Source organism: Ilumatobacter sp., assembly GCF_039969435.1.
Classification (GTDB): domain Bacteria; phylum Actinomycetota; class Acidimicrobiia; order Acidimicrobiales; family Ilumatobacteraceae; genus Ilumatobacter_A.
On record NZ_JBDVNU010000014.1, the window covers coordinates 176,684 to 189,785 of the forward strand.

General features: G+C 69.0%; 11 protein-coding genes. 3 read left to right on the plus strand and 8 right to left on the minus strand.

Features of this window, described 5'->3' with window-relative positions:
* Positions 1 to 68: 68 nt before the first annotated feature.
* A complete protein-coding gene (locus ABJK40_RS08220; RefSeq protein ID WP_348510223.1) occupies positions 69 to 1,319 on the plus strand; it encodes a nucleoside hydrolase in 1,251 nt (416 codons plus the stop codon).
* Between the two features lie 123 nt (positions 1,320 to 1,442).
* Positions 1,443 to 3,866 carry a protein kinase gene (locus ABJK40_RS08225; RefSeq protein ID WP_348510224.1) on the plus strand — a complete coding sequence of 808 codons (2,424 nt, stop codon included), beginning with the start codon at positions 1,443 to 1,445 and terminating at the stop codon, positions 3,864 to 3,866.
* A 63-nt stretch (positions 3,867 to 3,929) separates the two neighbouring features.
* Here ABJK40_RS08225 and ABJK40_RS08230 read toward each other — a convergent pair whose 3' ends face one another.
* The 3 genes from ABJK40_RS08230 to ABJK40_RS08240 all read right to left on the minus strand — a co-directional run bounded on the left by ABJK40_RS08230 (position 3,930) and on the right by ABJK40_RS08240 (position 7,601).
* Complete coding sequence (locus ABJK40_RS08230; protein ID WP_348479808.1) at positions 3,930 to 5,102, minus strand: ABC transporter permease; 1,173 nt, start codon at positions 5,100 to 5,102, stop codon at positions 3,930 to 3,932.
* Entirely contained in the window at positions 5,099 to 6,148 is a 1,050-nt protein-coding gene (locus ABJK40_RS08235) for an ATP-binding cassette domain-containing protein (protein WP_348510225.1), read from the minus strand. The genes ABJK40_RS08230 and ABJK40_RS08235 overlap by 4 nt, the downstream gene beginning before the upstream one ends.
* A 127-nt stretch (positions 6,149 to 6,275) precedes the next feature.
* The gene (locus tag ABJK40_RS08240) at positions 6,276 to 7,601 is read right to left on the minus strand and encodes an acyl-CoA dehydrogenase family protein (protein ID WP_348479806.1); all 1,326 of its coding nucleotides are present in this window, start codon (positions 7,599 to 7,601) and stop codon (positions 6,276 to 6,278) included.
* A gap of 105 nt (positions 7,602 to 7,706) precedes the next feature.
* On the opposite strand from ABJK40_RS08240, the gene ABJK40_RS08245 reads away from it, so the two are divergent.
* Positions 7,707 to 8,129, plus strand: coding sequence for a hypothetical protein (locus tag ABJK40_RS08245; RefSeq protein ID WP_348479805.1), 423 nt, complete (start codon positions 7,707 to 7,709; stop codon positions 8,127 to 8,129).
* A gap of 68 nt (positions 8,130 to 8,197) precedes the next feature.
* On the opposite strand, the gene ABJK40_RS08250 is transcribed toward ABJK40_RS08245, so the two are convergent.
* From ABJK40_RS08250 to ABJK40_RS08270, 5 genes are all read right to left on the minus strand, one after another.
* Entirely contained in the window at positions 8,198 to 8,965 is a 768-nt protein-coding gene (locus ABJK40_RS08250) for a hypothetical protein (protein ID WP_348479804.1), read from the minus strand.
* Between the two features lie 88 nt (positions 8,966 to 9,053).
* A complete protein-coding gene (locus ABJK40_RS08255) occupies positions 9,054 to 9,497 on the minus strand; it encodes a hemerythrin domain-containing protein (RefSeq protein WP_348479803.1) in 444 nt (147 codons plus the stop codon).
* Between the two features lie 78 nt (positions 9,498 to 9,575).
* Positions 9,576 to 10,148, minus strand: a complete 573-nt coding sequence (locus ABJK40_RS08260) for a DinB family protein (RefSeq protein WP_348479802.1) — start codon at positions 10,146 to 10,148, stop codon at positions 9,576 to 9,578.
* Positions 10,149 to 10,281: 133 nt separating this feature from the next.
* Positions 10,282 to 12,027 (minus strand): PEP-utilizing enzyme, encoded by a 1,746-nt coding sequence (locus tag ABJK40_RS08265; RefSeq protein ID WP_348479801.1) that lies wholly within the window; start codon positions 12,025 to 12,027, stop codon positions 10,282 to 10,284.
* 158 nt (positions 12,028 to 12,185) lie between these two features.
* A complete protein-coding gene (locus tag ABJK40_RS08270; RefSeq protein WP_348479800.1) occupies positions 12,186 to 13,073 on the minus strand; it encodes an enoyl-CoA hydratase-related protein in 888 nt (295 codons plus the stop codon).
* Positions 13,074 to 13,102: the final 29 nt, after the last annotated feature.

The following is a 13,102-nucleotide window of genomic DNA, read 5'->3' on the forward strand; positions in this document are numbered from 1 at the left end:
AGGGATCGACGGGAGTGAAGGCACGAGTGCGTCGGGGTGCCTCGGCGTTTGCGCTGACGGCACTCGTCGTGACCTCGTGCACATCGGGCGACCCGTCCGACGCAGTCGGCGACACGGCTGACACGTCGAACGCGGTGGTCGGCGATCCGGTCGTCGATCGGGAAGCGGAGGTCACTCCGACCACCACACCCGACCCGTCCCCCACGCGCGAGACCGAGCCGTCGACCGATGCAACGCCTCCGCCGGTCGCGACGGCTCGCCCCGTCTCCGACACCGCGGTGACCGACACGGCGACGACTGGCACAGCGACGGGCACGGCGACGACTGGCACCGGGACGACCGATGCCGGGTCCCCGGCGGGGGATCCGGTCTGCTCGGCGCAGACCGACCTGCTGCCGGAGAACGACGAGCCGGTCCGGGTGATCCTCGACACCGACTTCGCCCCCGACGTTGACGACGCCGGCGCACTGGGTGTGCTCCATGCGCTCGCCGACGCAGGTGAGGTCGAGATCCTCGCCGTGATGGTGTCGGACGGCGGCGACGCCCGTTCCGACCGGGCGATCGACGCGATCAACACCTTCTACGGTCGCCCCGACATCCCGATCGGTGTGGTCGCAGGCGCGGCTCCCGCCGGAGCGTCCGTGTACGTGGACGAACTGGCCGCCGGGTTCCCGAACGACGTGCAGGAGACCTCGTCGGCGACCGACCTGTACCGACGGATCCTCTCCGGACAACCGGACGCCTCGGTGACGATCCTCAGCATCGGATACCTCACGAACCTGGAGGCCCTCCTCTCGTCGTCACCCGATGCCGCGAGTGCGAGCCCGGGCGATCGACTGGTCGAGCAGAAGGTGGTGCGCTGGGTCGCCATGGGCGGCACCTACCCCGACTCGATCGCCCATCCGCTCGGCGCTGAGTTCAACTTCGAACGAGACGTCACGGCGGCGATCAACAGTGTCGCCGACTGGCCGACCCCGGCTGTCTTCGCCGGGTGGGAACTGGGCGACGTGGTGCTGACCGGCGCGGTCCTGCAGACCGACACGCCACCGGAGAACCCCGTGCGCGAGGCCTACCGCCTCTTCAACGGAGGCCAGGCGCACCGGAGCTGGGACCTGATCGCCACCCTCGCCGCGGTGCGTGGCACGGCCGGGCTGTTCGACGTGTGCACCGGGCGCAACGTCATCGGTCGGGGAGGCAGCAATCGGTGGGAGAACGACGGCGAGAATCGACACGGCTACCTCCGCCTCACCGTTCCCGCAGCCGACGTCGCCGCGGTCCTCGACGGACTCCTCGTCGAACCCCCCGGGGCGAGCCCGTGAGCTCGTCGACCGTGCACCCCACGGACATCGACCCGACCTCCCGGCCCCGCACTCGCGCACCGGCACGGGCGGGGGCCGACGTGGGGACAGCGATGCGGATCGCCACCGCGGGGAGGGGGTGTCGTGGATCTCGGGATCCCCGGACTCGTTGACGCCGTCCCGATCGGTCAGGGAGGGTTCGCCACCGTCTACCGCGCCCGCCAGCCGGCCTTCGCGCGCACCGTCGCGGTGAAGGTGCTGACCGGTACGACCTTCGACGAGGAGCACCAACTGCGATTCGAGCGTGAACTCCAAGCGCTCGGTCTGCTCTCCGGCCACCCGGGGATCGTCACCGTGTTCGAGACCGGATTCACGTCGGACGGTCGCCCGTACCTGACGATGGCGTACGTCGCCGAGGGCACCCTCGCCGATCGGATCCGAACCAGGGGTCCGATCGCGTGGCCCGAGGCGGTGTCGATCCTCGTTCGTCTCGCGGGCGCACTCGAGACCGCTCACCGCAGCAAGATCGTGCACCGCGACATCAAGCCGGCGAACGTCCTGTTGTCGCGCTACGGAGCGCAACTGAGCGACTTCGGCATCGCCCGGATCGCCGGACTCCACGAGACTCGCAGCGGGGTGATCACCGCGAGCGTCGCGCACGCCGCACCCGAGGTGCTCAACGGTGACCGGCCGACCGTCAGCGCCGACATCTACTCGCTCGGATCGACGGCGTACACGATGTTCCTCGGCAGGTCCCCGTTCGAGCGCGACTCCAATGCATCGATCGTGCCGTTGATGGTGCGGATCCAGACCGCAGCACCACCCGACCTGCGCGCGCAGGGCCTGCCGGGCGACCTCGCCGATCTCCTGGCTCGCTCGATCGCCAAGGACCCGTCCGATCGACCCCGTTCGGCGTACGAGTTCGCCGAGAGCCTCCGGGACGTGATGCGGGCCAACGGGCAACCCGTCCCCGAACTGATCATCGGCGCCGACCACGTCACCGGAGCCGACGCCACCCGCGTCCGCACGACCGTCGCGCCACCACCCGCCGCCGCGTTCGGTGGTCCCACCGCATCGGTCGGCGACGACGAACGACCCGCTCGGGTCGCCGGAGACACACACCGCAACACCGTCCCGAACTCGCCTGCGAACGTCGCCTCGCCCACGACGCCGCCCACGACGCCGGCCACGACGCCGGCCGTCGTGCCCGCCCCCGACGACCCGCCGCGTCGACGAGGTCGTCTGGTCGTGCTGCTCGCAGCGCTCGTCCTCGTGGCGGCGGGGCTCGTGGGCGTCGCCCTCGCGGTCAGGAGCGGATCCGACGACACCGCCGACGATCGTTCCGCGAACACCGACCCGGTCCCGACCTCGGAGACGACCCGCTCCGGCACCTCCGACACGTCCGACACGTCCGGCACCTCCGGCACCTCCGACACCGGGGTCCCCCTCGTCGAGCCTCCCGACTCGCCGCCCCTCGTGACCACGACGGTGACCGACCCGGGAACACCGGTGACCATCAGGTCGATCAGCGGAGCACCGGTGGAGACCGCGGCGGAGCCGGTCAGCGTTCCGGCGACCGACGAGTCACAGACGTCGGTCGCACCGGTCTCCGACGTGCCGGTGTGTGGTCCGGGGTCGGGGCTGCTCCCGTCGGGCGGCGAGCCGGTACGCGTGATCCTCGACACCGGGATCGGCGCCGGCGTCGACGACCTCGGTGCCCTCGCCGTCCTGCACGCCCTGGCCGACGCGGGGGAGGCCGACATCCTCGCCGTGATGGTCTCGGCGGGCGGTGATGCGGCCGCCGGCGCAGCGGTCGACGCGATCAACACCTACCACGGGCGACCCGACCTCCCGATCGGCGTCGTCTCCGGTCCGGCACCGTCGGAGCCGCCTCGCTACACCGCCGAACTGGCGGCCGGTTTCCCGAACGATCTCGTGGACGCACCGGCATCGGTCGACCTGTACCGCCAGGTGCTGAGTGGACAGCCGGACGGCTCGGTGACGATCGTGAGCGTCGGCTTCATGACCAACCTGGCCGATCTGCTCGCGTCACCGGGCGACGACACGAGCCCGTCCACCGGCGACCGACTCGTCGACGCCAAGGCCGCCCGCTTGGTGGCGATGGGCGGTGCCTACCCGGAATCGAGTGCACTGCTCGACAGCCCGGAGTTCAACTTCGCCCGCGACGCACCGGCAGCTCAGCGCGTCGCGAACGACTGGCCCACGCCGATCGTGTTCAGCGGGTTCGAGGTCGGCAACTCCATCCTCACCGGGGCGGTGCTGCAGACCGAGTCCCCCGAGCAGGACCCGGTGCGCGAGGGCTACCGCTTGTGGGGTGTCGACGGGAACCAGGGCAGCTTCGACCTCACGGCCGTCCTCGCCGCCGTGCGCGGTACGGCTGACGGCAGCTTCGAAGTGTGCACCGGACGCAACCGCGTCGGTGCCGACGGTGCGACCTCGTGGGAGCACCGCGAGGGCACCCGTCAGGGCTACCTCCGCACCGTGACCCCGACCGATCGGATCGCCGGTGTGCTCGACGATCTGCTCGTTGCTCCACCGAGGACGTAGTCGACGACGCAGGACCCGGTCTTGAACCCCACGGACCGGGGTCGGTGACGCGGCGCCCGAGGGTCATGCGGGTCGAGTGCGCGGCGACGCCATCACGTCGCGCAGCTTCAGACGCTTGCCGGTACGCACGATCGCTCGGGCGTACACGGTCGAAGCGAATCGGCCTGCGACGAGGACCGTGGCGACGAGGATCACGAGGGACCCGACGATCTCGACGGGGCTCGAATCCCCCGTGGCGATGCGGGTCGGCGCCGCGATGGGCGACGTCAGCGGGAAGTAGGCGAGCACCGCGCCGAACACACCGTCTCCGCTGCTCTGGATCGCGATGTACGTGGCGATCAGCAGGTAGGTCAGCGGTGACACCACCTGCCCGGCCTCCTCCTGGCGTTCGACCAGGGCGCCGAGCATGCCGGCCAGCGTCAGGTACAGCGCCAGGCCGAGAGCGAACCATGCCGCACTGGCGGCCAGCGCGCCACCGATCCCGTCCGGGAGATCACCGCCGATCGAGAACTTGACCACCACCGGCAGGAGACCGGCCGACAGGGTCACGACGTTCACGATCCCCACCCCGATCACCTTGCCGAAGAGGAGCGCACCCGGGCTTACGACCGGCAACAGCATCTCGCTGATCCGATTCGACTTCTCGATCGCAGTCCCGTTGGCCACCTGCACCATGCCGGTCAACAGGAGCACGTACAGCACGAGCGAGATCACGACCGACGCTCCGCGTCGTGACTGGCCCGAGACATCGAGCTCGCGGAGCTGTGCGGTCGGCACGGCGAGCGAGTCGGTGATCTGGGCATCGGACAACCCGGCGTCGCCGAGTCGGTCGGTGAGGGTGGTGACGTACAGGGCCTGACGTGCGGCACCGACGAGTGCGGCGTTCTCACCCGCGCGCACGATGATCTCCGGCGAGTCGCCACTCGTCACGGCGATGTCGACCTCCTGGTCCTCCACGAGTCGGGCCGCTTCCGTGTCGGTCTCGACGATCGTGACGTCGACCCGGCTGTCGAGTGCCGGGCCGAGTGCCGTCAGCGCATCGACGAGCGCCGGGTCGTCGCCGACGACCACGACCTCGTCGGTACTGGAGTCGTCGCCTCCCACCACCTCGGGAAGGACCATCGCTGCCGTCGACCCGACGAAGAGCAACGCGAACACCGCCCACAGGCCCTTCTTGCGAGTGGCCTGGCGGAGTTCGCGGATCATCACCAGCCGAACGCTCTCGAAGGAGCTCATCGCGCCACCTCCTCGGACTCGGCGACGGGGTTCTCGACATCGGTCCTCCGGGACGGGACGTTCTGCGTCGCCAGGTCCTCGACGTCGGCGGCCGGCTCTCCGGCGGCATCGAGGAACAGTTCGGACAGCGTCGGCGTCTCGACCCCGAAGTCGCCGACGGGCCCGTGCGACCGGATGTCGTCGAGGACGTCGGCGGCCTGCGCCCCGGGGGCCAGACGGAGGCGCGAACCGGCGGGTCCGGAGGTCTCGACGGCAGCAGCGGACCCGTCGATCCACGTCGGGTCGACGTCGACGTCGACGCGGAGGAAGCGGGCGTCACTCGCCGACTTGAGCGTCGACACGTCGCCCTGCAGCACGACTCGTCCGTGGTTGATCATCGTGATGGTCTCGCACAGGTCCTCGACCAGGTCGAGTTGGTGGCTCGACAGCACCAGGACGCGTCCGCTGTCGACGTGATCGGCGATCACCCGGAACAGGAAGTCGACGGCCACCGGATCGAGACCCGCGAAGGGCTCGTCGAGCACCAGGACGTCGGGTTCGTGCACCATCGCCGCTGCCAACTGGACGCGTTGGGCCATGCCGCCCGACAGGTCCTCGACCTTGTCGCCGGAGCGATCGCCGAGGCCCAACTGTTCGAGCAGGTCCGACGTACGTGACGCGGCTCGCTGCTTGGACAGGCCGTGCAGTCGTGCGACCCAGGCGATCTGTTCGTGAACGTACATGTCCTGATACAGGCCACGCTCCTGAGGCATGTACCCCCATCCACGTCGGTCGTCCGCGGTGGCGGGCCGGCCCTGCCACTCGATCGAACCGGCGTCGGGCTCGAGCACGCCGAAGATGGCCCTCATCAGCGTGGTCTTGCCCGCACCGTTGGGCCCGAGCAGACCGATCACCCGACCCGGTGGCACGGTGAGGTGCACGTCGTCGAGCACCACACGCTCCCCGAAGCGCTGGCTGATGCCCCGTGCGACGAGGCCATCCGAGCCCGCACGGTGCGCATTCGCGGCGCGATGATCATCGACGTCCTGAACCATTCCGGCGTCCATGGGCCGAGCCGTACCCCGGTCCCGTTCGCTCCACGCACCTCCTCGTGATTTCGGATCGTCGGCCCGTCAGCCGTCGGCCCGTTCGACCCGCCGGACTCGGGTCCCCGACCGTGCGATACGGCGTCGGTCAGGCGTTCTTGGGCAGTTCGGAGAAGGGGGTGACCCGATCGTTGTTCGGTTCCTTCGGGAGCCCGAGGACGCGCTCGCCGATGATGTTGCGCTGGACCTGGTCCGTGCCGCCGTAGATCGGCGGGCCTTGCGCGAACAGTGCGAGTTCGGTGATCACACCCAGCATCGGCATCCCGGTCGCCTCGGTGATCGCCGCACGTCCGTCGTCGTCGTAGGAGTGGAGCATCCCGTTGGCGCCCACGATGCGCAGACCGAGGTCGCGTTGCAGCCGGACCAGGTCGCTCATCGACAGCTTGGAGATGTTGCCCATCCCCGGGATCGTCCGGTCGTACTCGCGAGCGCCCTTGACGCGGAGGTTGTTGATGCGGCCGATCTCACCGAGCGTGTGGAGTCGCATCAGGTCGTCACGGATCGTCGCGTCGTCGATGGTGCCGTTCTCCTGTGCGATCGTCGCCAGTCGGGCGGCCAGGCCGGACAATCGTGCCGTCCCGCCACTGCGTTGCTTCGTCGTGTCCGGATCCTTCGACGGCGCCTTCTTGGCCGGCCGTTGGGAGACGAAGTCGCCGGCGCGCTTGTCGAGGTCGCCGGCGACCGAACCCGGCCGGGCCGCACTGACCGCCTGGCTGCCGCCGCCCGCTCCGAGGCCCGCCCGCTCGTAGGCGAGCGTCGAGTTGGCGACCGCCCACCCGTTGCCCTTCCCGCTGATCATCGCGTCGTCCGACACGCGGGCGTCGGTGAGGAACACCTCGTTGAACAGGGCCCGTCCGGTCATCTCGCGCAGGGGTCGAATGTCGACGCCGGGCTGGGCCATCTCGATCGCGAAGTAGCTGATGCCCTGGTGCTTGGGCACGTCGGAGTCGGTGCGGGCGATGAGCATGCCGAGGTCGGCGATGTGGCCGCCCGACGTCCACACCTTCTGACCGTTGACGATCCATTCCTCGCCGTCCTGCTCCGCACGGGCCTGGAGGCCGGCCAGGTCGGATCCCGCCCCGGGCTCGGAGAACAGTTGGCACCACGCCTTCTGGCCGGTGACGATGTCGCGGACGTACCGCTCGATCTGTTCGGGGGTGCCGTGTTCGGCGATGGTCGGGCCAGCGAGCAGGAGCCCGAGGCCGCCGGGCGCATTGAGCGCTCCGTGCTCGGCGATCGCATTGGCGACCAGGACGGCGTCGCCACGTGAGAGGCCCTTGCCGTAGGCGTTCGTCGGGTAGGTGGGTGCCGCCCAACCCGCCAGACCGAGGCGCTCCCACCACTCGGCGACCGTGAGGTCGGGATCCCAGTTCTCCTCGAGCCAGTTCTCGACCTCGGTCAGCATGTCCGTCATGGTGACATGTTGTCACCGATCGGCTCGCGCGTCATATTCGGAGCGCTGTCGACCGCATGCTGACCAACCGCAGGACGCCTCGTGGCAGGTCGGTACCGTCTGACCGTGAAGTGGTGGCAGACGGCACTCGGGCACCTGCTCGGAATCGCCCTCGTGAGCGCAGGGATCGGCCACCTCACCGTGCTGCGCGACACGTTCCAGGCGCAGGTGCCGGACTGGTTCCCCGTCGACGAGGACGTGGTGGTGATCGTGTCGGGCATCGTCGAGATCGCTCTGGGCCTGGCGCTCCTCCTCCTCGCACGACACCGGGTCGTCGTCGGCACGCTGGTTGCCGCGTTCTTCGTCGTGATCTTCCCCGGGAACATCGCGCAGTGGATCGAGGGAGTCGATGCGTTCGGCCTCGACACCGACACGAAACGCTTCGTGCGGTTGTGGTTCCAACCGTTGCTGGTCGCCTGGGCGCTCTCGTCGACCGGCGCATGGAGAGCCTGGCGACGAGGAACCTGGCCACACGACGCCGTCGAGTGAGCTGAACGTCGAGCCGTGCCCGAACCGAGACGGCGCACCCATGCAGTGTCGGTCTCGTCTCCTCCGGATCAGGGTCGCAGCGCGGGAGTGTGGTCGTAGCGGATCACCCACGAGAGCCAGTCGGCCAGGTGGACGGCACCCTCCCGAGTCAGGTGGATTCCGTCCGCCGTGAACCATTCGGGTTGTCCGCGTGTGAACTCTCCGTACTCGAGGACGACGAGCGGCCACCTCCCCGACGAGGCCTCGGCGCGTAGCACGGCGTTCATCCGCCCGTAGACGGCGAAGAGCGATTGCGTGAGCACGGGGAGGCTCGCGTCGGCCTGATCCCGGTACAGGGTCCATGCGACTCTCTCGAACCCGGCCCGCTGAGATGCCTGCATGATCGCGCCGACCTCGTCCCGCAGGCGGCTGTCGGAGTCGTTGTGTCCCGTGGCGATCAGGAGGACGTCGTCGGTGCCCGTCGCACCGCCGGCGCGTGCGATCGCCTGGAGTTCCTCGAGCACGGTGGGAGCAGCCGTTCCTCGACCGTAGGTGCACGATGGCGACACGAGGCGGCGGCACGGTTCCATGCGCACGTCCCACCGGGTGCCGACGAGGCGATCGAGCTCCCCGTGGGCCGAGATTCCGCTCAGCACCGAGTCGGCGACGATCGTCACGCGACCGGGAGCCACAGGGACCTGGTAGACGTTGCCGGCTCGCTCCGCATGCTCCGAGGCCACAACGCTCCCGATGGCCGGTTGCCGGGCCGAACCCGGGGTGGAACCGACGCAGACGAGACCGACGGCGATGACGGTGGCGACACCGATCACACCGATCCGCCGAGCGCCCTCTGTCACCGCATGAGAGTACTCGGCGAGCGGACGATCGTGCAGCCCCACGCTGCGAGACATCGGAGCGCAGATCGCGCGCCGTCCCCGGCTCGATTCACTCGCTCTTGCGACGTTCCATGTCGGCTCGGTAGTCGTCGGCGAGGGAGTTCTTCTGCTCGTCGGTCAGGGCCTTCCCCGCCACCGGGAACACTTCCTTCTCCTCTTCGTCGAGGTGATGGACGAGACGATCCGCGAGCTCCCTGGCGGTCTGGAGCCACTGCGAGCCCGACATGTCGTACCCCTCGAGCTGCTCGACGAAGTCGTCCAGCTCCTTGTGCTCGGCGACCGAGTGGCGTGCGGCGTCCTGGGTGAGGTCGACCTCCATCAGGGGAACGTAGAAGTAGCGCTCCTCGGCAGCGGCGTGCGACGTGAGTTCCCGCTTGAGGCGGTCGAAGAGCTCGTTGCGCCCGTCGCTGTCGCCCTCGGTCTGGACGAGGAGATCGATCAGGGTGCGCTGGGTCTCGTGGTCGTCACGGATGGCTTCGAAGATGGTGGTCATGACCGAGGCGGTTCCCGATCGGGGCGACGCGAAACCCGATCGGGTGACGCGCGCGCGCGTCGTGCGCCGGGCGCCCTGTCACGCGTGGTCGTGGTCGCCGTCGTGCTGGTCGTGGTCGGACTGTCGGCCGGCCACGGGGTCCTCCTTCGCCCAGGCGAAGTGCATCCGACCGTGGTCGGCATTGGCCGCCATGATCCCTCCCACCGTGCCATCTGCCCAGGGGGCGCCGGGGATGGTGGACAGCAGGTCGTCGTCGGACAGTTCGGCGAGCAGCGCGATCGTGTCGGCGCGTACCTCCTGTCCCACTCGAACCAGTTCGACGAACGACTTGCCGCTCTGCTCGGCCTTCCACTCCTCGGTCCACGAGTGGATCGACGCCATGATCTCGTCCATCGACTGCGGTGTTCCGTCGTCGCGTCGACGCGGTTCGAGCCCCTGCTCGCCGCTGACGTGGCGACGGAACATCGCATTCCAGTTCCGCTCGATCAGCGTGGTGTGCACGAAGTGGTCGGCATACGACCAGCGGCTCTCCGGGTCGTGCTCGCTGAACGTACGCGGAGCGTTCAACTCCTCGGTCGACATCGCTCCGAGCCGCTCGAGCATCCACGCCCGGTCGGTGTTCAACTTGATCTCGATCTCGATGCGGTCCATCGTTCGACCGTAGTCACGTCGACGGAATCCGCACGGTGTCAGACACCGAATGCCACACCGACATCGAATGACACGCCGCGGAGTGGCGCATCCGTCGCGCAACGGTCATTCGGTGTCCGACACCGTGTGGTTGCTACTCCGGGAGCGAGACGACGGTGACCGTGCCGGCGTTGCCGTCGACGGTGACGACGGCGCCGTCCGGGATGAGCTTGGTGGCGTCGGTGACGGAGGCGACGCACGGCACGCCGAGCTCGCGCGACACGATCATCGCGTGGCTGCCCATCGCGCCGACGTCGACGATCACGCCGTCGGCCGGCACGAACAGCGGAACCCACGACGGGTCGGTCTGCGGGGCCACGAGGATGTCGCCGGGCTCGAGGCCCTCGGGGTCGGCCGCATCGAGGATCACTCGCGCCCGCCCGGTCGCGACTCCACCGGATCCCGCCGACCCGGTGAGGACCGTGCCGACCTCGATCGTTCCCGATGCCTTCGCGGTCCGGAGGGTCATCTCCGACAGCTCGGGGACGCGTCCGTTGACGATGAACACCGGCTTGCGGTCGAAGAGCTTGCGGAACTGTTCCCAGCGGGCGTCGAGCTCCGCGACGATGGTCTGCGGCGCATGGCGGAGCCGATCGAGCTCGTGGTTGTCGGCCATGAACACCTTGTCGATCTCGTCGAGCACACCACGCTCGACGAGTCGCCGCCCGAACTCACGGATCGCGACGCGCATCTCGTTGATCACGGTGATCGTGTTGGTCTTGGCCCGCTCGCGTCCACTGAGGAACTGCTGGGCGGACCCGAGCGCCGCTTCGAGCAGGCCCGCCGTCTCCGGATCCCCGGCGACCTTCTCGCGGATCTCCGCGAGAACTCGATCGCGCTCGGCGACGGATGCCGCCTGGCGACGGGACGGAGCCTGCGATTCGTCCGACCTGCGCATCAGGTCGATGGCGGCCAGGGCGATGCGCGGCTTGATCTCCCACGACGACGCGTAGATGTCGTACTCGTTCTGCGCGCGGGATCCGAATTCGAAGAGGAACGCGTCGAAACGCTCGAGGAAGTCCTCGGCGTCGGCGGACCCGGTGTCACGGAGCCGGTCGAGCACCAGATCCGGTCCGTCGGCGAACGCGGCGGACACGGCATCGGAGGCGGCTGCCACTCGACCCAGTTCCCACATCGCGTGTGACGGTGCGGCCGAGTCGACCTCGATCCCTGCGAGCAGGCGGATCGACAGCGACGGATCGCCGAGACCTTCGCACACCGCCGACAGAGCGCCCGGTCCCAAGGATGCGAGCGACGACACGGTCATTGCGTTCTCGAAGGTCTGCTGGAGGAGCGGCACCATCGATCGGGCGCGAGCGAGGAGTGCGGAGTCGGTGAGTGTCGACAGATCGGGTCGGTTGACGCGCTGCGCACGCGCCATGTCCCGGTCGGCCTCGAGCATCGGGAGCTCGGTGGCGGACATCGCCCACGCCATGCTCTCGCCGAGCCGAGCGTCGTTGTCCGGCGAGTCGTGCCAGTCCTGGTGGTCGTAGGGCGGTACCTCGTCCTTGTCGTCGAAGAACGCCTTGTCGATCATCTCCGGCGTCGCACCCGGCATGCGGTACCCGAGGACGCGTGTCAGCGTGAGGGGGTTGTAGACGTACCCGCCGAACATCTTGAACAGGTCGGGCGCGTCGGGATTCTCGAACTCGTCGTAGTTCAGCGCGCCGAGTCCGATGTAGGCGTCGCGCAGGCCGGGCGACAGCGACATCAGCAACACCATGCTCTTGCCGAGCGGACTGAACGGGTCCGGGAAGACGTCGGCAGCGTTGCCGCGGGTCCATGCCGGGAAGCGCTCACCCAGTTCGGAGTCGCCCACCCAGGTGTCGTGTTCGGTCATTCGATCCCCCGTGTCTCCTGGTGCCGACCCCCATGATCGACACGCCGAGAACAAAGTACTGATCACGCGATCACTTCCAGCGACCGGACCGCCCACGCGCCGGTCCGTGCCCGGCGCGACACGAGCGGTGCGCGGCTGGCCGGTCACGGCCGGGAGGGTCAGTCGTCGGTGCGTCGCTCGCGGTAGTCGTCGAACTGGCGGTCGCGCTCGCTCAGTGCCTTGCTCACACCGACCTCACCGAAGGACTGCAGGTACTCGATCGAGGGAGGCTGGTGGAAGCCCAGCGCCTGGATGTCGGCACCGGCTCGCAGTCCGTTGCGGATTCCCATCGCATCCATCTGACGGTGAGCGGCCCGCTTGTTCAGGGTGAGCAACTCCAGCGGGATCTTCGCGACCCGTTCCGCGACGGCGAGCACCTCGTCGCCGAGTGACGCGGCGGGGAACGCCCGGTTGGCCATGCCCGATGCCACGGCCTCGACGCCGCTCATCGCATCGCCGGTCAGCAACGCCTCCATGCCGCGGCGCAGGCCCATCAGCCACGGCTGCCACTGCATGTCGGGCGGCGACATCAGACGAACCGGCGGGTATCCGACCTTGGCGTCCTCGGCGACGTACACGAGGTCGCACGCCGCAGCGAGTTCGGTGCCGCCCGCCAGGCAGTAGCCGTGGACCTGTCCGATGATCGGCGTGGCCATGTCCCACATCTCGAACCAGTTGTTGACGACATGGCGGCTCCACCAACCGTCCTGTTTCGCGATGTGCCGTTCGACGTCGTGGTTCGGTGAGCCGAGGTCGTACCCGGCGCAGAACGCCGGCCCGTTCGCCCGGATGACGATCGCCGAGATGCCGCGGTCGCGGTCGGCGCGCCGGAGTTCGTCGAACAGGGCGCCCCGCAACGCATCGTTCAGGGCGTTGCGCTTCTCGGGTCGGTTGAGGGTGAGACGACGCACCTTCGGCAGCGGGTCGTCCACCAGCAACGCCGAGTCGGCGGTCGCTGGACCACCGTTGACCGGAGCTGGATCGTTCTCGATGGTGTGTTCGGCCATGATGGGAGCATCGCGCTCGCCGCCGTCGT